Annotated in this window: 19 protein-coding genes; 6 read left to right on the top strand and 13 right to left on the bottom strand. The window is 40.7% G+C overall.

Annotated features, from left to right (window positions below; genetic code table 11):
* The first annotated feature begins 8 nt into the window (after positions 1-8).
* Positions 9-905, top strand: a complete 897-nt coding sequence (locus QL995_RS14670) for a GGDEF domain-containing protein (protein ID WP_024590733.1) — start codon at positions 9-11, stop codon at positions 903-905.
* A 29-nt stretch (positions 906-934) separates the two neighbouring features.
* Here QL995_RS14670 and QL995_RS14675 read toward each other — a convergent pair whose 3' ends face one another.
* The 6 genes from QL995_RS14675 to lpxB all read right to left on the bottom strand — a co-directional run bounded on the left by QL995_RS14675 (position 935) and on the right by lpxB (position 8,892).
* Positions 935-1,288 carry a hypothetical protein gene (locus QL995_RS14675; protein ID WP_010553734.1) on the bottom strand — a complete coding sequence of 118 codons (354 nt, stop codon included), beginning with the start codon at positions 1,286-1,288 and terminating at the stop codon, positions 935-937.
* A complete protein-coding gene (gene tilS, locus QL995_RS14680) occupies positions 1,289-2,593 on the bottom strand; it encodes a tRNA lysidine(34) synthetase TilS (RefSeq protein ID WP_290294474.1) in 1,305 nt (434 codons plus the stop codon).
* Between the two features lie 82 nt (positions 2,594-2,675).
* Positions 2,676-3,632 carry an acetyl-CoA carboxylase carboxyl transferase subunit alpha gene (gene accA, locus QL995_RS14685; RefSeq protein WP_007581016.1) on the bottom strand — a complete coding sequence of 319 codons (957 nt, stop codon included), beginning with the start codon at positions 3,630-3,632 and terminating at the stop codon, positions 2,676-2,678.
* Positions 3,633-3,648: 16 nt separating this feature from the next.
* On the bottom strand, positions 3,649-7,140 hold the full coding sequence (dnaE, locus tag QL995_RS14690) for a DNA polymerase III subunit alpha (RefSeq protein WP_010553736.1): 3,492 nt from the start codon (positions 7,138-7,140) through the stop codon (positions 3,649-3,651).
* A 2-nt stretch (positions 7,141-7,142) separates the two neighbouring features.
* A complete protein-coding gene (rnhB, locus tag QL995_RS14695; RefSeq protein WP_010553737.1) occupies positions 7,143-7,745 on the bottom strand; it encodes a ribonuclease HII in 603 nt (200 codons plus the stop codon).
* Entirely contained in the window at positions 7,735-8,892 is a 1,158-nt protein-coding gene (lpxB, locus tag QL995_RS14700) for a lipid-A-disaccharide synthase (RefSeq protein ID WP_290294475.1), read from the bottom strand. Before lpxB ends, rnhB begins: the two co-directional genes overlap by 11 nt.
* 301 nt (positions 8,893-9,193) lie before the next feature.
* Between lpxB and QL995_RS14705 the strand changes: the two genes are divergently transcribed.
* Genes QL995_RS14705 through cydC form a run of 5 tightly spaced genes read left to right on the top strand, consistent with a single transcriptional unit; the run spans position 9,194 to position 15,611 of the window.
* Positions 9,194-10,777 (top strand): cytochrome ubiquinol oxidase subunit I, encoded by a 1,584-nt coding sequence (locus QL995_RS14705; protein ID WP_010553739.1) that lies wholly within the window; start codon positions 9,194-9,196, stop codon positions 10,775-10,777.
* Positions 10,774-11,913, top strand: a complete 1,140-nt coding sequence (cydB, locus tag QL995_RS14710; RefSeq protein ID WP_010553740.1) for a cytochrome d ubiquinol oxidase subunit II — start codon at positions 10,774-10,776, stop codon at positions 11,911-11,913. Before QL995_RS14705 ends, cydB begins: the two co-directional genes overlap by 4 nt.
* A gap of 12 nt (positions 11,914-11,925) precedes the next feature.
* Positions 11,926-12,090, top strand: a complete 165-nt coding sequence (gene cydX, locus QL995_RS14715; protein ID WP_002958303.1) for a cytochrome bd-I oxidase subunit CydX — start codon at positions 11,926-11,928, stop codon at positions 12,088-12,090.
* Positions 12,080-13,873, top strand: coding sequence for a thiol reductant ABC exporter subunit CydD (gene cydD / locus QL995_RS14720; protein ID WP_290294476.1), 1,794 nt, complete (start codon positions 12,080-12,082; stop codon positions 13,871-13,873). The genes cydX and cydD overlap by 11 nt, the downstream gene beginning before the upstream one ends.
* Entirely contained in the window at positions 13,866-15,611 is a 1,746-nt protein-coding gene (cydC, locus tag QL995_RS14725; protein WP_290294477.1) for a thiol reductant ABC exporter subunit CydC, read from the top strand. The genes cydD and cydC overlap by 8 nt, the downstream gene beginning before the upstream one ends.
* Here the strand turns inward: cydC and QL995_RS14730 are convergent.
* The 7 genes from QL995_RS14730 to rseP form a co-directional block, all read right to left on the bottom strand.
* Positions 15,594-15,986, bottom strand: a complete 393-nt coding sequence (locus tag QL995_RS14730; RefSeq protein WP_101217233.1) for a septal ring lytic transglycosylase RlpA family protein — start codon at positions 15,984-15,986, stop codon at positions 15,594-15,596. The two genes, cydC and QL995_RS14730, sit on opposite strands and share 18 nt — an antisense overlap.
* 146 nt (positions 15,987-16,132) lie before the next feature.
* Entirely contained in the window at positions 16,133-16,903 is a 771-nt protein-coding gene (gene lpxA, locus QL995_RS14735; protein WP_007580998.1) for an acyl-ACP--UDP-N-acetylglucosamine O-acyltransferase, read from the bottom strand.
* Between the two features lie 2 nt (positions 16,904-16,905).
* Entirely contained in the window at positions 16,906-17,358 is a 453-nt protein-coding gene (gene fabZ, locus QL995_RS14740; protein WP_007580997.1) for a 3-hydroxyacyl-ACP dehydratase FabZ, read from the bottom strand.
* A gap of 26 nt (positions 17,359-17,384) precedes the next feature.
* Positions 17,385-18,407: a UDP-3-O-(3-hydroxymyristoyl)glucosamine N-acyltransferase gene (gene lpxD, locus QL995_RS14745; protein ID WP_007580995.1), complete on the bottom strand. Its 1,023-nt coding sequence runs from the start codon at positions 18,405-18,407 to the stop codon at positions 17,385-17,387.
* 7 nt (positions 18,408-18,414) lie between these two features.
* Positions 18,415-18,933 carry an OmpH family outer membrane protein gene (locus QL995_RS14750; RefSeq protein ID WP_007580993.1) on the bottom strand — a complete coding sequence of 173 codons (519 nt, stop codon included), beginning with the start codon at positions 18,931-18,933 and terminating at the stop codon, positions 18,415-18,417.
* A gap of 11 nt (positions 18,934-18,944) precedes the next feature.
* A complete protein-coding gene (gene bamA / locus QL995_RS14755; protein WP_007580991.1) occupies positions 18,945-21,416 on the bottom strand; it encodes an outer membrane protein assembly factor BamA in 2,472 nt (823 codons plus the stop codon).
* Between the two features lie 96 nt (positions 21,417-21,512).
* Positions 21,513-22,865 (bottom strand): sigma E protease regulator RseP, encoded by a 1,353-nt coding sequence (rseP, locus tag QL995_RS14760; protein ID WP_290294478.1) that lies wholly within the window; start codon positions 22,863-22,865, stop codon positions 21,513-21,515.

A 22,865-nucleotide genomic window follows, 5' to 3' on the forward strand; every position in this document is an offset into this window, starting at 1 on the left:
AGAATTTAATGGAAAACGTCCATATTTTGACGCAGCGTGTGTCTGGTCGCGGTGATTTTTTGCCGTTTTCGGCTGAACATTCGCCAACAAATGAAATAACAGAAACACATAAACTCGTTACAGAGCTACAAACTAGCTTAGTGATTGAGGATGTTTTAGCTATATACGCAAAATTTACAAAACAATTGTTAAATTTCTCTGGTTTACAGTTTCAGTCAACACTGGGAACTACGCAAACATCACAGAGTGATACAAATAGTACACCCTATATTTTTGATTTGGCGATTGGTAAAGAACATTTAGGGCAGCTAATTTATTTTAGTAAATTCCCACTTGGTCAAGCCATTGAGAAAAAGCTACATACTTTGCATACTGCGCTGGTTTATCCACTTCGTAATGCAATGATGTATAGCCGAGTACTAAAGCTTGCCACAAAAGATGCGTTAACCGGCTTAAATAACCGTAGTCAGTTTAATGACTTTTTACTGCAAAAACTTGAAAACTGCCGTCGTTACCAGCGTCCATTTAGTTTAATGCTGCTTGATTTAGATAATTTTAAACAAGTTAACGACAACTTTGGCCATAAAATTGGTGACGATACACTTAAAGAGTTTTCAAAAGTACTGTGTAGCAGCATACGCGGCACTGATTCGGTATTTAGATTTGGTGGTGATGAGTTTGCTTTACTTATTGAAGACCCTGAGTTTACAACGAATAAAGTGATTGCTGAGCGGATAATGTGCTTAGTAAGAAAATCGCCCCTAATGTCTAAGTATAAAGTAACAACCAGTATTGGTTTTACTTTAGCTAACAGCCAAGACAGCGAAACTGAAATATTTGCTCGCGCCGATAAAGGCTTATACAAAGCAAAGGCATCTGGTAGAAACTGCGCAAAAGCATATTAGTTTTTACTTAACTGCATTAAATAAAAAGCCTAGCTTCCCCCGCTAGGCTTTGCACTTACCAATTTATAAATAAACAACGCGGCACAAAAACCAAAAAAGAATCCGCTAATTAAATTAAGTAATGCGGTAATAGTAGCAAGCGGTGTAAATAATACTAAAAGCAGTGGCAGGCTCACGCCTAAAATAAAAAACAATCCACCTTTACCTAACCAATAAGCTAATAAAAGCACTGCAGATACAATTCCACCCGCAACTGCATAACCTAGCGTAACTATATTTAGCTCAAGTAAAATATTAGCAATAATAGCTATAACGGCCGTTATTAGCATACCCACTGGCGCTTTAGTAACTAACGACAAACCAACATGCGGCTGTTTACTCATTTATTTACACTCCCAAAAAATACCATTTTCATCAATATGTTTAGCACTTATAAAATAACCAACCACTTGAACTAATTCATCATTATAAAAAATAAGCGGCACACTGGCGCGAAGCCAGGGCGCTATTTTTGCATCTTTAAACCAATGCTTAACTGTATTACTACCAGGCTTTTTAAGTGGTTTAATGCGTGCGCTATTGCAATTAAAGCGAACAATTACTTGCTCATTAGCGTGTGGAGGTCTTACTCCAAAACCGGTGCTTTTAATTAATAAGCGCCCGTCTGCCAGTTTTAGCTGTGAATGATCCAGCTCAATATCTGTTAATACTTCACTTGGTGTTACAAAATACAAATAACCTTGATGACGACGTATTTGCCCATCGAGCAAATCAATACGCATTTGTGCATCGTTTTTTGCGCACATTGCTTGATTAATAATTTGCTCGAGCTGCTTTTGCGATGGCATCACTTGTGTAAATAATGCAAGCCACGCACGTACTATATTTGCAATGCGCGCTGCGCTGTATTCGCTTATCTGGCCAATGCAAAGTGCTTGATGCTCGTTAATACACTTATTTAAATCAAGCTGAGTATATTCATCAAGTAATGTTTGTTGCTGCTGTAGTAGCTCAATACTTCGTGCAGTGCATTGTTCAAACCCATTAAAGCGCTCAGCTAACACAGGTACTATTTTTGAGCGTAAAAAGTTACGATCAAAACTTTCATCTGTATTAGAGTCATCGGTTATGTGGCTAATACTAAACTGCGTTGCAAACGCTTCTATATCGCTGCGAGCTACATTTAGTAATGGTCTAAAACATATACGCCCACTTTGCAGAAAGCGCTCTTTATACATAGAACCAAGCCCTTTTAAACCTGAGCCACGCTTTAAGCGCAATAAAAACGTTTCTACTTGATCGTTTAAGTGTTGGCCCAGTAAAATAATGCTGCCTTGTGGGCTTAGTTCATCAAGTGCTTTATAACGGGCGTCGCGTGCTTGGGCTTCAAGACTTGTGCGCGACTGCTGCTCAATTACAACTTTCGCAGCTTCAAAAGGCACATTAAGCTCAATGCATACGTTTTTGCAAAAGTGTTGCCAGTCATCAGCATACTGGCTCAAGCCATGGTGGACATAAATAGCCGATACATTAATTGCAGGGTTATCTACTTTTAAAGTGCGCATTAAATGCAACAACACCACAGAATCAACGCCACCAGAAAGCGCCACTGTAAAAGCAGTGTTACCTTGCTCAATATAGCTATTTAATGATTTTTTTAATTGCTGATAAATTGCTGATGTATGCATATGGGCGCACTTTTATATAAAAACTCTGAACATTTTAAAGCAAAAAAGCCGCATAAGCGGCTTTTTTTAACATTTAATGTGTTTAGCAATAACCAAACGACATTAAACGTTTGTAACGTTGATCAAGCATTTCTTCAAGCGTAAGCGCTTGTAGGTCTGCTAAGTCACGTTTAAGGCGAACTTTTAAGTTACGTGCCATAGCATCGTAATTGCGGTGCGCGCCACCTAGAGGTTCATCAATTAAGTTACTGATTAAATCTAGTTCTTTAACTCGCTCTGCGGTTACACCCATTGCTTCTGCTGCAAGTGGTGCTTTGTCGGCGCTTTTCCAAAGAATAGACGCACAACCTTCAGGCGAAATTACAGAGTAAGTGCTGTATTGCAACATGTTAACTCTGTCGCCAACACCAATCGCTAATGCACCACCTGAACCGCCTTCACCAATAACCGTACATATTGTCGGCACTTTAAGTGTCGCCATTACTTTTAAGTTACGCGCGATTGCTTCAGATTGACCACGTTCTTCAGCGCCAACACCTGGGTATGCACCCGGCGTGTCGATAAAGGTCATGATTGGCATTTTAAAACGCTCAGCCATTTCCATTAAGCGTAAAGCTTTACGGTAACCTTCTGGCTTTGGCATACCAAAGTTGCGTTTAATTTTTTCAGCAGTGTCACGGCCTTTTTGTTGGCCAATAACCATTACTGGTTCGCCATCTAAACGCGCAACGCCTCCTAAAATAGCCGGATCGTTAGCAAAAGTACGATCGCCAGCAAACTCGTCAAATTCCGTGAAAATGCGCTCGATATAATCTCGAGTGTAAGGACGCAACGGATGACGTGCTAACTGTGATACTTGCCAAGCGCCTAAATTAGAAAAAATCTCCTGTTTTTGTTTGGCACTTTTTTCTTTTAATTTGCTGACTTCCTCTTCTAACTCAAGGTCTAATTCGCCAGCGCGGCTTATATTTTGTAATTCTTCAATTTTTGCTTCTAATTCTGCAATTGGAAGCTCAAAATCAAGATAATTGAGGCTCATGCTCTAAACTACCTAATCAGTTAAATTCTAGTTCTACATCTTGCGCAGCCATTAGTGATAACTTATGAATTAAGTCGTCACTTGGCGTAACACACCATTCGATCCCAAGAGTTAATTGCGCCAACGCATCTGGACGTTGGTAATAAACCTTGATCGGACACGTTCCCATTTTATAGGGTTCGAGTACTTTTTGTAATTTATCGAAGAAACCTGCCTCGACTTGCACCATGTTCAGCGTCATTTTAATCGCTTTAATACGCTTTTCACGCGCTTGAGCAATGGTGTTTATTTCTCTGGCGGTCATTGTAATACCACCGGAGAAGTTATCAAAGCTGACCTGTCCAGATATTACCAAGATATTGTTAACTTGGAGCATATCTTGGTACTTTTCAAACTCGTCTGAATACAAGCGTACATCAATCCGTGCACTCTTGTCATCTAAAGTTACTAAGGCCCAACGATTTCCTTTTTTGTTAATTAATACCCTAGAAGCAATCACCAAACCTGCGGCTGTTGCAAATACATCGCGGTTCGTTGGCTGTAAATCAACTATTTTCCCGCTGGTATAATGCCTAAGCTCACGGCGGTACTGATTTATCGGATGCCCAGTTAAATAAAGGCCTAGGGTTTCTTTTTCACCATCTAACCATTCGTTATCAGTTAGGCCTGTGGCTTTAATAAAGGCTTGTTCTACTTCATCAGGCTCAGTGGCTAATAAACCAAATAAATCACTTTGCCCTAATAGCTCAGCTTTGTTGTGTTGGTCGGCTGCCCGCATTGCACTTTTTAAACTTGCTAGTAATGTAGCACGGCCAGCTTGGGTTTTTTCTGGCCCTAAATTATCGAGTGCACCTGAATAAATTAATTTTTCGGTCACGCGTTTATTTAAGCGTTTTAAATCAACTCGGGCACAAAAATCAAATAAATCTTTAAATGGGCCCCCTTTTGCACGCGCTTCTAATATTGCATCAACCGGTGCTTCACCTACGCCTTTTATCGCGCCAATGCCGTAAACAATCTCGCCTTGCAAGTTTACTGTAAACTTAAACTCACCTGCATTCACATCTGGCGGCAATAAGGTGAGCTTCATGTTTTCACATTCATCCACCAAAATAACGATTTTGTCGGTGTTATCCATATCAGCCGACATTACCGCAGCCATAAACTCTGCAGGATGATGCGTTTTCATCCACAGCGTTTGATACGAAACAAGTGCATACGCCGCCGAGTGAGATTTATTAAAACCGTAACCTGCGAACTTTTCTACCAAGTCGAAGATTTTTATTGCGAGTTCGCCGTCAATGCCGTTATTTCTTGCGCCATCTTCAAACGTTGAACGCTGCTTTGCCATTTCTTCGGGTTTTTTCTTACCCATTGCACGACGCAGCATGTCGGCGCCACCTAGCGTGTAACCTGCTAGTACTTGCGCAATTTGCATTACTTGTTCTTGATACAAGATAATGCCGTACGTTGGATCAAGTATTGGTTTTAAGCTTTCGTGCTGATACTGCGCATCTGGGTATGAGATTTCTTCGCGGCCCAGTTTTCGGTCGATAAAGTTATCTACCATGCCTGATTGCAGCGGACCTGGTCGAAACAAGGCCACTAGTGCAATCATATCTTCAAAGCAGTCGGGCTTAAGTCTGCGTACTAAGTCTTTCATACCGCGCGACTCTAGCTGGAATACAGCAGTCGTTTCAGCGCGAAGTAATAATTCAATACTTTTTTTATCATCCAGTGGGATGGTATTTATATCAACGAGGTCTTTACCTTGGCGCTCCATGCGCACGTTGGTCATTTCGACCGCCCACTGCAATATAGTCAGTGTACGTAAACCCAAGAAATCGAACTTAACTAAGCCTGCAGTTTCTACGTCGTTTTTATCAAATTGCGTGACCGGAAACTTACCTTCGTCATCGCAATAAAGCGCGGCAAAGTCGGTAATAGTGGTTGGCGATATTACTACGCCACCCGCATGTTTACCGGCGTTACGTGTACACCCTTCTAGGATGCGACACATGTCGATTAAGTCTTTTACTTCGTTATCGCCATCGTAGGCTTCTTGCAAGCGCGGTTCTATATCAAACGCTTTGGCAAGTGTCATCCCAGGATCGCCTGGAATCATTTTAGAAATACGATCAACAAACCCGTAAGGGTGCCCAAGCACTCGCCCTACATCGCGTATTACCGCTTTTGCAGCCATGGTGCCAAAGGTAATAATTTGCGATACCGCATTACGCCCATACAAAGCCGACACGTGATCAATTACTTCGTCTCGTCTATCCATACAAAAATCGACGTCGAAATCGGGCATTGATACACGTTCTGGATTCAAAAACCGCTCAAAAAGCAAGTCGAATTCAAGTGGGTCCAAATCGGTAATTTTAAGTGCGTACGCAACTAACGAACCCGCACCTGAACCACGACCAGGCCCAACCGGAATATTGTTATCTTTACTCCACTGAATAAACTCCATTACGATTAAGAAGTAACCTGGGAATCCCATTTGGTTAATTACGCCAAGCTCTATATCAAGTCGCTCATCGTATTCAACACGTTTTACTTTTCGCTCTTCTTCGTCGGGGAATAAAAACTGTAATCGCTCTTCAAGACCGTCTTCTGATACTTTAACTAAAAACTCATCAATCTTGAGTGAGCCAGTTGGGTAATCAGGTAAAAAGTAAGTCCCTAGCTGAACCGTTACATTACAACGTTTAGCTATTTCTACTGTGTTTTGTAGGGCTTCTGGAATGTCGCTAAACAGCTCAGCCATTTGCTCTGATGTTTTTAGGTATTGTTCTTCAGAGAACCGTTTAGGTCTGCGTTTATCGTCAAGCGTGTAGCCGTCAAAAATAGCAACGCGAATTTCGTGCGCTTCAAAGTTTTCAGGCTTTAAAAACACTACTTCGTTGGTTGCTACAACAGGTAACTGCTCTTTGGTAGCAAGCTCTACCGCCATGTGTAAGTAGTCTTCTTCAAGCGGTCGATTAGTGCGAACAAGCTCAAGGTAGTAGTTGTCGCTAAAATGCTGCTTGTAAAAACTAACAACCGACTCAATAACACTCGGGTTATTTTTTAGTAACGCTTTACCTAAGTCACCATCTTTAGCGCCCGAGAGAATAATTAAGCCCGTTTTATGTTCCACCAGCCATTCTCGGTCAATAACGGGGCGATGAAACACATGCCCACGCTGATACGCTTTAGATATTAATAAGGTAATATTTTTATAGCCGTCGTTGTCTTTGGCTAATATGGTTAAGCGGCTTGGCTCGTCAGGAAATTCTGGGCTACGAACCCAAAAGTCAGCACCCACAATAGGCTTAATACCGGCGTTATGTGTTGCGCCATAAAAGCGCACTAAGCCACAAAAGTTCATTTGATCGGTAATCGCAATAGCGGGCATTTGCAGCTCTTGCGCTTTAGCAACTATTGGCTTTGTTTTAGCAAGGCCGTCAACCATCGAAAAATCTGAATGAACTCTTAAATGAACAAAATCAGGAGCAGCCATGCTTAACCCTCACCATTGGCTTGCGCCAATACACGCTGCACAGGTTTAAAGCTTTTACGATGTTCATCAATCGCGCCGTACTGCTCAAGCGCTGCAAAATGTGCTTTTGTTGGATACCCTTTGTGCCCTGCAAAGCCATATTCAGGGTGGCGTTTATCAAGCTCAATCATTTCGTCATCGCGTGCTACTTTAGCTAAAATAGACGCCGCTGAAATTTCGGCCACTAAGCTATCGCCTTTAACAATAGCTTGCGCTGGCATAGTGAGTTTTGGCAAACGATTACCATCTATAAATACAAATTCAGGTTGCGTACTTAATGCCTCTACTGCACGGGTCATGGCAAGCATAGTCGCGTGCAGAATATTTAACTCATCAATTTCTGTTGGATTGCAGCGCCCATAGGCATAACACAATGCTTTTTCTTTTATTTCAATCGCAAGCGCTTGGCGTTTTTTATCTGTTAATTTTTTAGAATCCGCTAAGCCAGCTATTGGTTTAGTGGGATCTAAAATGACGGCGGCAGTAACTACATCACCAACAAGCGGGCCGCGCCCTACTTCATCTACACCGGCAATTAAGGATACATTAGGTCTATCAATTTGCATTTATTAACTCCGCCACAGCGTTGGCTGCTTGTTCGCTGGCATTTAATCTAATTTTTTCGTGAATAGCTAAAAAGCGTGCTTTTAGCTCTTTGTTATCAGTGTTGAGCATAGGAGTAAGCGCATTTGTTAAATTAGCCACATTACACTCACTTTGTAAAAACTCAGGCACTAACTCTTCGTCTGCTAATAAGTTAGGCAACGAAAAATACTTAATATTAAACGTAAATAAAGTTTTAAATATCCAATAGCTCAACGGCTTTATTTTATAACCGACTACCATTGGCTTTTTATAAAGCATACCTTCAAGTGTTGCAGTGCCCGACGCTAATAAAATAGCATCAGCAGCTTGCATCGCTAATTTTGATTGTCCATCAAGCAGGTTAACATTAAGGTTTGGCGCGGTAGCGTTTAATATATCAGTAAACTGCGCTTTGCGTTTTTCGTTAACCAGTGGCACCACAATTTTAAGATTGGGGTTTTTAGCTTGCAGCTCTGCAGCTGTTTTAATGTAAGTTTCGCTTAGTAAACCAACTTCTGAGCCTCGGCTACCAGGAAGTAACGCCAGTACTTTGTCATCAAGGCTTAAGCCGAGTTCTGCACGTGCTTTAGTATCGTCGTGCTCAAGCGCTATATCGTCTGCCAAAGTATGACCCACAAATGTACATGGCACTTGGTGCTTATCGTAAAATTCTTTTTCAAATGGTAATAACGCCAACACTAAATTAGTCGCTGCACTTATTGTATGAATTCGCTTTTCGCGCCACGCCCAAACAGACGGACTTACATACTGTACTGTTTTAATGCCCGCATCTTTAAGTGGCTTTTCAACGCGTAAGTTAAAATCGGGTGCATCAATACCAATAAATACATCAGGTGGGTTATCTACAAAATGCTGCACGAGTTGTTTACGTATTTTAAGCAAACGCGGCAAACGCCCTAGCACCTCAACAAGCCCCATTACCGAAAGCTCATCCATATCGTAAAGTGTTGTACAGCCCTGCGCTTGCATTTTAGGTCCTGCTATTCCTTCAAAAATGGCGTCCGGAAAGTGTTTTTTAAGGGCTTTAATTAAGCCTTCACCTAAAATATCGCCCGACAGTTCACCTGCCACAATACCAATTCGTAGTTGTTTTTTATCTTTATTCATTTGATTTTATTTCACAAGTAAACCAGGCGTTCATGCTTGTTAGTTTACCGTGTTTTACTGTTTGGTTAAACGCTTTAAATAACTGGTTTTTTATCACGTAAGTTAAGGCTTTATGTTGTTTGTTTTTAATACTGATGTAGCATAGGAAATATATATTAAGTTTTACTAATATGTATGTTGACAAAAATTGCACAAAAGTAAATACTATTACAAACTTTCAGTAATTACTGAAAGTTCATTAAACCTTAACTTTGCCAATTAAATGTTGCCCTGTTAATCCGTCACTCTCAAGGAGCCAATAATGATAGATGAAACCTTTGTGGATCTATCGCGATTACAGTTTGCTGTTACCGCTCTCTTTCATTTCTTATTCGTACCGTTAACGATAGGTATGACCTGGATTTTAGTTATTATGGAATCGGTTTATGTTATGACCGGTCGCGAAATTTATCGTGATATGACTAAGTTTTGGGGAAAATTGTTTGGTATTAACTTTGCAATTGGTGTGGCGACAGGCCTTACCATGGAATTTGAGTTTGGTACTAACTGGTCTTATTACTCCCATTACGTAGGTGATGTTTTTGGGGCTCCCCTGGCTATTGAAGGTTTAATGGCATTCTTTTTAGAATCGACCTTTGTAGGTATGTTCTTTTTAGGCTGGGACAGACTCTCTAAACGCCAACATTTAGGTGCAACCTTTTTAATGGCCATTGGTACTAACATGTCGGCGCTGTGGATTTTGATTGCCAACGGTTGGATGCAAAACCCAGTAGGTGCTGAATTTAACTATCAAACCATGCGCATGGAAATGACCAGCTTTGCTGAGCTTGTGTTTAATCCTGTAGCACAAGTTAAGTTTATTCATACCGTATCGGCAGGTTATGTAGCTGCATCTATGTTTGTACTGGGCATAAGTAGTTGGTACATATTAAAAGGTCGTGATTTAGCGTTTGCTAAACGTTCTTTTTCGGTCGCATCGGGCTTTGGTTTAGCATCAATTTTATGTGTAATTTTACTCGGTGACGAATCAGGCTACGAAGTAGGTGAAGTTCAAAAAGTAAAACTTGCCACGATTGAAGCTGAATGGCACACAGAAGAGGCTCCGGCTGCGTTTACCGCATTTGGTTTTCCTGATTCAGAAGAGCAAGTAACACATGCTGCGGTTAAAATACCTTACGCACTTGGGTTAATTGCTACGCGTTCACTTGATGAGCAAGTAACGGGTATTAACGACCTAGAAAAACAACACGAAGTACGTATTCGCAACGGTATGATTGCTTATGAATACCTTACAAAACTCAGAAACGGTGAAGATACGCCAGAAAATGTTGCTAAGTTTAATACCCTAAAAGATGATTTAGGTTATGGCTTGCTACTTAAGCGCTACACACCTGATGTTGTAGATGCTACCGAAGAGCACATTCAAAAAGCCGTTAAAGACTCCTTCCCTAAAGTAGGCCCTATGTTTTGGTCATTTAGGATTATGGTTGCCTGTGGTGTAGCCATGTTGGGTGTATTTATATTGGCATTTTACTATAACGCACATCGCGTTATTGAGCAAAAACGCTGGTTGTTATGGGCTGCCGTATTGAGCATTCCACTACCGTGGATAGCTATTGAATTTGGCTGGATAGTTGCTGAGTATGGACGTCAACCTTGGGCTATATCTGAAATACTGCCGACCTTTTTAGCCACGTCGTCACTAACAGTAAACGATATTTTAATTAGCTTAACTGGATTTATTGTTTTCTATACTGGTTTAGCCATTGTTGAAGGTTGGTTGATGATCCGTTTTGTTAAACAAGGGCCAAGCTCGCTGCATACTGGTAAATATCATTTTGAATTGCCAAATAAAACGGATCAAACTGAAGGAGAGCAGTCATGATTTTTGATTATGAAACATTAAAAATGCTTTGGTGGTTGATCATTGGTGTGCTGCTTATTGGCTTTGCTATTACCGATGGCATGGATATGGGCGTTGCTATGTTGCTTCGCCTCGTTGGTAAAACAGATTCAGAGCGCCGTACGGTAATAAACACTATTGGCCCGCATTGGGATGGTAACCAAGTATGGTTTATTACCGCAGGCGGCGCGTTATTTGCAGCGTGGCCTATGGTTTATGCCGCTGCATTTTCGGGCTTTTACTTTGCCATGATGCTAGTACTATTTGCTCTATTTTTTAGACCACTAGGGTTTGATTACCGCAGTAAAGTAGACTCAAAACGTTGGCGTAATAACTGGGATTGGGGTCTGCTTGCAGGCAGCGCGATTCCAGCATTAGTTTTTGGTGTTGCATTTGGTAACTTATTTTTAGGCGTACCATTTAATATTGATAACTTAATGCGTGTTAGCTACCAAGGTTCATTTTTTGGCTTACTTAACCCGTTTGGTTTGCTTGCTGGTTTAGTGAGTATCACTATGCTAATTGCTCATGCTGGTATGTGGTTACAGCTTCGTACAGCTGATGCAGTAGCAGATCGCTCAGGGCAATATGGTCGTTATTCACTGATTGTGTTTATTATACTGTTTGCAGGCGCTGGTTTTTGGGTTGCTAATTTAACGGGTTACCAAATTGTATCTATGCCTGATACACAAAGTCATGCAGATCCATTAGCTAAAGTAGTAACAACAGCCCAAGGCGCGTGGCTTAGCAATTACAGTGAACGCCCATGGACTATGACCTTTCCTATTTTAGCGTTTGTAATGGCACTAAGTGCGCTATTGTTTTCTAAATTGAACAAACCAGCACTTGGACTTATTTCAACAAGCTTAATGTTAATTGGCGTGATTATGACGGCCGGTGTTTCACTGTTCCCATTTATTATGCCATCAAGCAACAATCCAAATATTAGCTTAACAATTTGGGATGCGGTATCGAGCCATAAAACGCTCAATGTAATGTTTGTTGCAGTGTGTATTTTTGTTCCACTTATTTTAACTTACACCACCTGGTGTTATGTAAAAATGTGGCGCAGAGTAACGGTTGAAGAAATTGAAAACAACACTCACGGTAGCTACTAAGGAGACTAAACTATGTGGTATTTCGCTTGGATTTTAGGTGTACTTTTGGCCTGTACCTTAGGTGTAATAAATGTAATGTGGTACGAATTTCATCAAAATAAAAACAGCATTGCTGATGATGAACAAGCCATGCACGATTTATTAAACGATGCTAACAACACAAAAGATGACGACTAACCCCCGACCAGATCGCGCGCAGCAGCAATCACTGCGCGCTTTTTTAAAGCGTCAAAGTAAACCCGCTGCAGTGTGGTTAAAGTTAAGCATTGCACTGGGTACTTTTAACGCATTACTGATGATTGCAGGTGCTTATTTACTTGCGCAAACTATTCACAACGTTATGTTTGAAGGTAATAATTTAGCCCAAGTTACTCATTTATTATGGCCCTTAGCAGGCATTATTTTATTGCGCGCGGTGTTTTTAGCATTAAGCGAACGCTTGAGTGCATATGCTGCACTTAAAATAAAATCGGCTATGCGCCAAACACTTCTAAATAAGCTCAGCTTACTTGGCCCAAGCTATATAGAACAACACGGCCAAGGCGCTACATTAAATACCCTACATAATGGCGTAGAAGCACTCCACGACTATTATGCTAAATACCTACCTGGTGCTGCTTACAGCGCGCTTATTCCGCTGGCAATATTGGTTGTTATTTTTCCGACAGATTATAAAGCTGGGCTGATATTTTTATTAACCGCCCCGCTCATTCCTTTTTTCATGATTTTAGTAGGCTCAAAGGCCGAAGCTTTAAACCAAAAACGCTGGAAGCAACTTGCTGTACTGGGCAATTACTTTTTTGACCGCGTACAAGGTTTAACTCAACTCAAGCTATTTAATGCAACACGTACCGAGCTTAAACAAATAGCTAAAATTTCAGATGATTTTAGACACGCTACACTCGATGTTTTAAAAATCGCGTTTTTATCATCATTTGCACTTGAGTTTTTAGCCACCATTAGCGTGGCATTAGTCGCAGTAATTATTGGTTTTAGACTGTTTTTTGGCACTCTTGATTTTGCTACTGGCTTTGTGGTGCTACTTTTAGCGCCTGAATTTTATTTACCACTGCGCCAGCTAGGTAGCCATTACCATGCACGTTTACAAGGCATTAGTGCCGCTGCCGATATGGTTGCGATTTTAAATGCACCACTGCCAAGTGACGAAAATGCGTCAGTGACTACAAGCTCGCCTGAAAACAATTTAACTTTAAATGCAATTAACTCCATAAGTATTACCGACCTCAATTTTATATACCCAGATAGTAACGAAGGCATTAAAAATATAAATTTAACACTGCCAAATAAAGGCTTAATTGCCGTTGTGGGCAGTAGTGGCTCAGGTAAAAGTACGTTGTTTGATTGCTTATTAGGGTTTCACCCTGAGGTGATAAACCACCTATCTATTAATGATCAGAGTTTAAGCACAACCGATATTACTTACCTGCAAAATAACATTGCATGGATACCACAAAAAGCGACGCTGTTTTACGACACCATTGCTGCCAACATTAAATTGGCCAAACCAACTGCCACACAGCAAGAGCTTGAACATGCAGCAAAGCAAGCTGGTGTGCTTGAATTTATAAATACCCTACCCGATGGTTTTAACACACTGATAGGTGAGCAAGGGGAAGGGCTTTCTGGCGGACAAAAGCAACGCATCGCACTCGCACGTGCATTCATAAAACAAGCACCAGTTTTAGTGCTTGATGAGCCTACAGCGCACCTTGATAGCCAAACAGAGCTGCTTATTCAAGATGCTATTAATGAATACGCTAAAAACAACTTAGTATTAGTCATTGCTCATCGACTAAATACCGTTAAACATGCCAGCAATATCATTGTTATGCACGATGGGAAAATAGCTGAGCAAGGACACTTTGAAACACTTGCAGCGCAAAATGGTGCATTTGCTAACTTACTAAAAACGGCTAAACAAGGGGTTGCGCATGCATAATTTTATTCGCTTATTAAAGCTTTGTGCTCCTCATTATAAAGCTATGCTATTGGGTACATTTTTAGCAACGATTACGGTATTAGCTAATGTGGGCTTGTTGGCTATTTCTGGCTGGTTTTTAGCGTCAATGGCGGCTGCAGGTCTTGCGGGCGTGCAAATGAACTACTTTACTCCAGCAGGAACGATTCGGTTTTTAGCAATTGTGCGAACAGCATCGCGCTATGGCGAACGCCTAGTTACTCATAACGCCACGTTTTTATTACTAAGTGAAATACGTACCAATGTATTTGCAACGTTAAGTAAGCTTAACAATGTTGATTTAGCAATGAGCCGCAGTGCTGATCTAGTTAACCGATTACAAAACGATGTAGACGCACTCGACAAATTTTATTTAAACGTTTTACTTCCTATGCTAGTCGCTCTTTTAAGTGTGCCAATCATCATGCTGTTTATGTCGGCCTATAATGGCAACGTCGCCCTTATTTGCTTTACTGGCATTATACTTATTGGTGTGGTTATACCTGCCCTACTCAGCGCAAAGCTCACTAAAAACAGCCACAAAGAAACACAACTTAGTGCACAACTTCGCTCTGAGCTTTCAGATACACTTACAGGCCTTAGAGAGCTTAGTATTTATCAAGCCCGTTCGCAGCAGCTTAATAAGTGCGACGAATTAAGCGAGCAGTACAATCAGCAATTATTTATTCGCCACAAAGCACTGGCAAACTCAGATGGGTTAAGCTTGTTGGTTGTTCAATTAGCCATGCTTGCTAGCATAGTAACCATAGTCCCGCTGGTTTACGCAAGCAGTATGGTAAATGTAGAACTTGCTATGTTAAGTTTATTTGTACTGGCAAGCTTTGAAAGCGTATTGCTACTACCCAATGCTTTTATAGAGCTTCCTAGTGTATTAAAAGCTGCAGAGCGGTTGTTTACACTTGAAGATAAAGCAGCTAGCTCACAAGTTAAAGATACACATGTAGACGTTGATAAAAGCTTTAGCGCGCAAAACCACACGCTAGCACTTAACAATATTAGCTACCAATATGGTGAGCAAACAGCACTAACTGATATCAGTTTTGAGTTAATGCCCCAGCAAAAAGTAGCAATTGTAGGTAGAAGCGGCAGCGGTAAAACGACGCTTGTAAATTTACTTACTGGTTTATGGCCTTTACAACAAGGCAGCATAACGCTAAATAATCAAAATAGCGTTGTTGACTTACATTCGTTAAATAATGATATACGCGCAAGTGTGATAAATATATTAGCTCAGCAGCACCATATTTTTGATGGAACACTGAGTGAAAATTTACGTTATGCCGCGCCAAATGCAACTAAAGAGCAAATGATTGAAGCGCTCTCATTAGCGCAATTAAGCCCATGGTTTAATGAACTAAAAGAAGGTTTAAAAACACGATTAGGCACTGGCGGGCGTAATGTGTCGCAAGGTCAGTCTAGACGTATAGCTATTGCACAAGCATTACTTAAAAGTCCGGCTATTTTAGTTCTTGATGAACCAACAGAAGGTCTTGATAATCAGTCTAAGCAAGGGGTAATGCAAGCAATAATGCATGTTATGAATAACGCGAGCGTGCTCACAATTACGCACGATCCCGCTCTACTTGCTCAAATGGATAATGTTGTATGGTTGGAAGGCGGTAAAGTAGTCGCACAAGGCTCTCATAAAGAGCTCAGTGGGGCTTATCCTGGTTATGTTGCGCTAACTACCCGGTTTTAAAACCTTTACTGATACATCAATAACGCCGACCTTAGGGTCGGCTATCTTTTTAAACATACTTTTTGATAAATCAATAATACGACCTCGCACATACGGGCCTCTATCGTTAATTCTTACCGTGACTGATTTGTTATTGGCTAGATTAGTAACAACCACCGTAGTACCAAAATCGAATTCTAAATGGGCTGCCGTGGCGGCTTGTTGACTAAAGCGCTCTCCGTTGGCGGTTGTTCTTCCGTGGTATTTATCAGCATAAAAAGATGCTTTCCCAACTTGAGTGATTTCTCCAGCAGATGATTTAACAATAGGCTGGCTACTACAAGCGGCTAAAACTGAAGTAATAAAAAGAGTGAGAACTAACTTAGGTAAACGCATAGGACGGCTTTTATTATATAAATTACCCGCATACTAACTCAAGTACCCTGAGTATTAACTGAATTAGCTTTAAGCAGGGCAATAAAAAACCACCTTCGATTTATCATCTAGGGTGGTTTTTTTAATGCTTAAAGCAAACCCGCGAATTATCTTACGATGCCGCGCTCTGAGTTTTTAACAAAGTCGACCATCAATTTCACAGCAGGATACTTTGCGGCATCTTCACTAAGCGACTCAATAGCTTCTTCAGCACCTAAGCTTTTACGATAAAATGCTTTGTATGCACGGCGTACAGCCATAATTTCATCACTTTCGAAACCACGACGCTTCATGCCTTCTTTATTGATAGCTGCAGGACCTGCAGGCATACCAATGGTAGTAACAAATGGTGGTACATCTTTGTTAACACCTGAATACATACCAATAAAGGCATGTGCACCAATTTTACAAAACTGATGAACACCCGAATTACCACCAAGGATAACCCAATCGCCTACATGTACATGGCCGGCCACACTTGCGTTGTTAGCAAAAATTACGTTATCGCCAATTACCGCGTCATGTGCAACGTGTGTATAAGCCATAAACAAATTATTACTACCAATTTTAGTAACACCTTGGTCTTGAATCGTACCACGGTGAATAGTGGCACATTCACGGATAACGTTGTTATCACCCATGATTAAAGTGGTTGGCTCGTTGTTGTATTTTTTGTCTTGGCAGGCTTCACCCACAGACGCAAACTGAAAAATATGATTGCCAGAGCCAATAGTTGACGGCCCTTTAACAACAACGTGAGACTCAATAATACAGTTATCACCGATAACAACATCATTGCCAATATAACTATACGGACCAACTGAGACATTGTTGCCTAGTTTAGCGCCAGGTTCGATTATTGCTGTAGAATGGATCACTATTAAAACTCTCTTCTCGCACACATAATTTCGGCACTACACACTATTTTGCCGTCGACTCTAGCTTCTGCAGCAAACTTCCAAATGTTGCGACGTTCTTTTAAAAACTCAACATGAAGATGCATTGTATCACCAGGAATTACAGGTTGTTTAAAACGTGCGTTATCAACAGCAGCAAACAAATACAATTCGTTTTCGCTACGGTTTTCTACTGTTTTAAAACCTAATAAACCCGTTGCTTGCGCCATTGATTCTAATATTAGCACACCAGGAAAAATTGGCTGATTTGGAAAATGTCCAGTAAAAATCGGTTCATTTATAGAAACATTTTTAATAGCATGTAAAGACTTGCCAGGTGTAAAATCAATAACACGATCAATTAATAGCATCGGGTAACGGTGCGGTAATAAACTTAAAATTTCTTGAATATCAAGGCTATTTAATTCGTTTGCCAAAATAGCATCCTTATTAGTGTTCAACGTTATGACTTAGCCAATGCTTCAAGCGCTTTAAGACGAGATTTCATGTCTGAAAGGTTACGCAAGTGAGCTATTGATTTACGCCATTCTTTGTTTGTTGTATGGGGCATACCAGATGAGTAAATACCTGGTTCGGTGATTGATTTTGTCACCATACTCATGCCGGTAATTATAACACCATCACATACAGACATGTGACCATTAATTGCAACCATGCCACCAATTTGACAGTTCTTGCCAATGGTAACGCTTCCTGCAAGTACAGTGCAGCCCGCTATTGCGGTGCCTGAATTAACTTCAACGTTGTGCGCTATTTGACACTGATTATCGATAATAACATTGCTATGAATGATGGTATTGTCCAGTGCACCACGATCAATTGTCGTACTTGCACCAATTTCAACTTTGTTGCCTATGATCACTGAACCAAGCTGAGGTATCTTAACCCACTGCCCGCGCTCATTTGCATAGCCAAACCCATCACTACCTACAACACTATTTGCTTGAAACAAACAATCTGAACCAATTTCAACATCGTGATAAATAGTCACACTAGGCCAAAGCTTAGTGCCAGAACCTATTTTAACACGTTCCCCGATAAAACTGTTCGGACCAATTTGCGCGTTGTCACCTATCACTGCATGAGCTTCAATGACTGCGTTAGCACCAATAGCGGCGCTATCACTAACAATCGCTGTTGAATGAACAGTTGCACTTGGATGAATACCCGTCGAGGCTGAGCGTGGTGTTGTATCCATAAATTGCGCTAATTTTGCGTAACTTACATACGGATTAGCAACAATAATTTTGCTGCCACTAAAGTACTCTGCATCGGCTTGGCTTACTATTACAGCACTAGCTTGGGTAGTTTCAAGTTGCGATCGATATTTTGAGTTCGCTAAAAATGCAATATGCCCAGAATGGGCATTTGCAAGTGTCGCTATTTTTTTTATTTCTAAAGCGCCATCACCCTGAAGTTCGGCGCCTAGAAGTTCCGCAATTTGCGAAAGCGTATAATTTTGCATAGAGTGATTATTTCTTACTAACAGCGGCTACAACTTTAGATGAAAGGTCAGTCACTTCTTTAGGGTTAAAGTAAATAGTAGTGTCTTTTACTTTAACTTCGTCGAAGTCGCCGTCTTTAGCAATCTCTTCAATTGTTTTGATGATTACACCTTGAACTTTAGCAAGCTCTTGGTTTTGACGCGCTTTAATTTCTTGCTCTAAAGGGCGACCTTGTTCAGCAAGATTTTTTTGCATGCCTTGAATTTTTTCACGCAGAGTATCTTTTTGAGCTTGGCTCATCGTTGTACTTTCACGTTTAAATTTTTCAGCTTCAAAACGAATATCGCCTTGTAACTTTTCAAGCTCTTGACGACGTTCAGCAAACTCAGTTTGTAAAGACTGTTCAATTTTAGCCATTTGAGGAATTTGCTTGTAGATTTCCTGCATATCAACAATACCTACTTTGTGTGCAAATGCATTCACAGAAGTACCCATCATTAACGTTGCTAAAACTGCTACAGCTGTTGATTTAAATAATTTTTTCACAAAAAACTCCTTTAGAAAGTGTTACTAATGTTAAAGCTGATGGTTTTCGTATCGTCATCTTCTTCTTTTTGCAATGGATACGCAAAACTGATCAGCATTGGACCCATTGGAGAGATCCATTGTAATGAAAGACCGGTTGAAACCCTAAAACGCATTGGGTCTGAATAGTCATCTAATTTAGCACGTTCATCAACGCCTAAGTTTTGATAGCGGTCTACGTTAAACTCAGTATCCCATACGTTTGCAGCATCAACAAAGAAGCTAGTACGTACAGAGCTGGTATTTTCTTCATCTAAGAATGGTGTAGGAACAATTAGCTCCATACCTGCCACTGCTTTAGCATTACCACCAATACGACCTTGTGGCACTAGAATATCAAATTCTGATGCACCACCAATGCTACCGGTTGTAGTACCGTCTGCACCTGGCGTACCCGGAATAGACTGCGGTATACGCGACACAGCACGTGGTAATATTGTATTACGGTCAAAGCCACGTAGTTCCATTTCCGTTATACGGAAGTACTCTTGGAATGGAAGTGTTTGCTCATACCCGTTTGTAGAACCATAACCATTACCATAACCAAGTGCTGCACGCGTTGAGAATACCCAACGGTGGTCATTTGATATAGGCCAGTAAAAACGCGAATCGTAATTCAGTTTAAAGTACTGAAGATCTGAGTTAGGCGTTGTTGCTGTTAAGTTTAGAGTTTGACGCGAACCCGCTGTTGGGAATAAACCACGGTTAACGGTGATACGCGACCAGCCAACACTCAGCTCATACTTAGTAAAGTCAAAGCCTGCATCTGGGTTATCTGGATCTAAGAATGTTTCACGAAGTACACGCGTTTGCTCGTACTCTGCAATATCCGAAAGCTCTTCTTTAATCCAACGGGCGCCAAAGTTAACACGATTTACAGCATCAATTGGAAAACCAATATTTGTGCCTAAACCATAACTTTTCGATTTATATTCAACAAGACTGAATTTACTTGCATCGTAGTTTCTGTAAAAGATGCTACTGCCTTGCGATACACCATCTGGCGTAAAGTATGGGTCTGTGTACGATAAGCTTAAGCTTTCAGAACCTGTAGACGTATTAAGGTTTAAACCAATTTGGTTACCTGTGCCTAAAAAGTTAGATTCTGTTACACCAATATTAAACTGCAGACCTAAGTAAGAACCATAAGCAAGACCAGCATTAAAGCTACCTGCAGATTGCTCTTTTACAGTAAAGTCTACATCTACTTGGTCATCCACTCCGGGTACAGGCACTACGTTAAAATCAACAGTTTCCATGTAAGGTAGACGTTGAATTTGCAGTTTTGAACGCTCAAGGTTTTGATTAGATAACCATGCGCCTTCAAGTTGTGTCATTTCACGACGAAGTACTTCATCTGCCGTATTTTGGTTACCGCCAACAATAATACGACGAACGTATACACGCTTACCTGGATTAACCGATAGTGTTAATTGTACTTCTTGCTTTTCGTCGTCAATTTCTGGAATTGTACGCACTTCAGCATTAGCGTAACCAAAACGTGCTAAGTAGCTTTTAATAAACTCTTCAGATGAAGTAACTACAGAACCGTTATAAAGCTCACCCGCTCTAAGTGGGATAACACTTTTAATTAAGTCTTCACGGCCAAGCAAGTCACCAATAAAGTCAAAACCTTTAACTTTATATTTTACGCCTTCAGTTAAGTTAGCTGTAACGTAAACTGATTCACGTTCAGGGCTCACTGAAACTTGCGTTGAGTCGATATTAAAACGTAGGTAACCACGGTCTAAATAATAACTACGAATTTTTTCTAAATCGCCTTCAATGGTTTGCTTTTGGTAACGGTCGCTACCCATAAACTGCCACCAAGGTAAATCTTGCTGCGATTCAGCAAGTTTAAGAAGCTCTTCATTAGAAAAAAGTTCATTACCCACTAAGTTAATTTGGCGGATAGAAGCAGCATCACCTTCATCAAACTCTAACTTAAGTTTAACGCGGTTACGTGGCAGCTTAGTAATACTGATGTCTACTTTAGCGTTGTATTTACCAATGCTGTGGAAAAACTCAACTAAGCCTTTTTCGATACTATCGATAACGGTTTTATCAAGTGGTTCACCTTGGCGAATATCTTGCTGATCAAGAGACTCATTAAGCTGCTCGTCTTTAATGTCTTTATTGCCTTCAAACTCAATAAAGCTGATGGTAGGACGTTCCGTTACTTTAAAAATAACGTTGTTGCCATCACGAAGTGCTTTTATGTTATCAAAGTGCCCAGAACGATAAAGTGACTTTATTGTTTTTGAAATCGTATAGTCATCAACATTATCGCCTACGTTAATAGGAATATGTGTTAGCGCTGCACCAAGTGCTACGCGCTGCAAACCTTCAACTTTCAGGTCTTCAACAATAAAGGAGTTTTGGCCTAGGGCTGCAAAACTTGCACCCAATAAACTTGTTATTGCCAAATGTTTTTTTATAGCCATTTTATTATCTTTATCCTTTACAACTGTATTACCGCATAACACCTTACTAGTGGTGCTTTACAATCGTGTTCTAATTAGTAATTTGCCACGCTGTAACTACAAACGCGATACATCATTGAACAAAGCGAAACATGTTAGAAAAATGAGCAACAAGGCACCCACTTTAAAACCAAACTCTTGTGTCTTTTCAGAGACCGGCTTTTTACGAAAAAGTTCAATTATGTAATACATTAAGTGTCCGCCATCAAGCACTGGTAAGGGTAATAAATTAAATACACCCAAGTTAACGCTTATTAAGGCTAAAAAGCTTAAAAAGGCCACTAACCCATAGCTTACGCTAGTTCCAGCGCCTACTGCAATGCCCACAGGACCACTTAAATTTTTAACCGAAACCTGGCCTGTAATTAAATTACCAATCATGTCGAAACTGAGTGTAATTAAGCGCCACGTTTCTTTTGTGCCTCGCACAATACTATCGAGCGGGCCGTAATGCCTTGTCTCTACATAGCCATCAGGCCATTGCTGTACAACAGGAGCAACACCTAAAAAGCCTTGCTCAATACCGTTATTATCAATGCGCCCTTTAGGGGTAACTGTAATAGCTTGTATAGTATCTTGTCTTTTTACACTAAATTGTAAAGATTTGTTAGCTGATTGCGTAATAAGATTAACTAATTGCTGCCAATTGCTTGTTGTTTCACCGTTTACAGCCAGAATTGTGTCGTTAACTTGTAAATTAGCGTGTTCTGCGGCTGAGTCTTTAGTTACGGCGGCAATTGTTAAAGTTGCTTGAGGTCTAAATGGCACAATACCTAACGAACTTAATGGTGGCACGTCTCGCTGGTCAAGCTTCCACCCCTCTAAATTAAGCGTTTTAACGCGTGGTTGAAGGTTTTTATCACGAACAATAACTTCAACGCTTTCTTCGCCTAAGTTAGACATAAGCGCAAACGTGGCATCTTGCCATGTCGTTATGTCATCATTACCAATTTTTATAATATGTTGAGAAGGCATAATGCCCGCCTGCTCTGCGCGACTGCCTTCGGTTATGCTGCCAACAACTGGCTTAACCGATTGCACTCCTACCATATACATCACCGCAAGAGCAAAAATGGCAAACAAAAAGTTAGCCATTGGTCCCGCAGCAACAATAGCAATACGCGCTTGTACAGATTTAGAGTTAAACGACAAGTGGCGTTGATTTGCTGGTACGTCATCAACTCGCTCATCAAGCATTTTTACATAACCACCTAATGGAATAGCGGCAATCACGTATTCGGTATTATATTTGTCATGCCATTTTAACAGTGGCTTACCAAAACCAATTGAAAAACGCAGCACTTTAACGCCCATTTTTCGTGCAACCCAAAAATGGCCATATTCATGTATGGCCACTAAAATACCAAGCGCTAAAATAAATGAGCCAAGATTCCAAAAAAAATCAAACAT

Source organism: Pseudoalteromonas sp. APC 3358 (assembly GCF_030408075.1).
Lineage (GTDB): Bacteria > Pseudomonadota > Gammaproteobacteria > Enterobacterales > Alteromonadaceae > Pseudoalteromonas > Pseudoalteromonas arctica.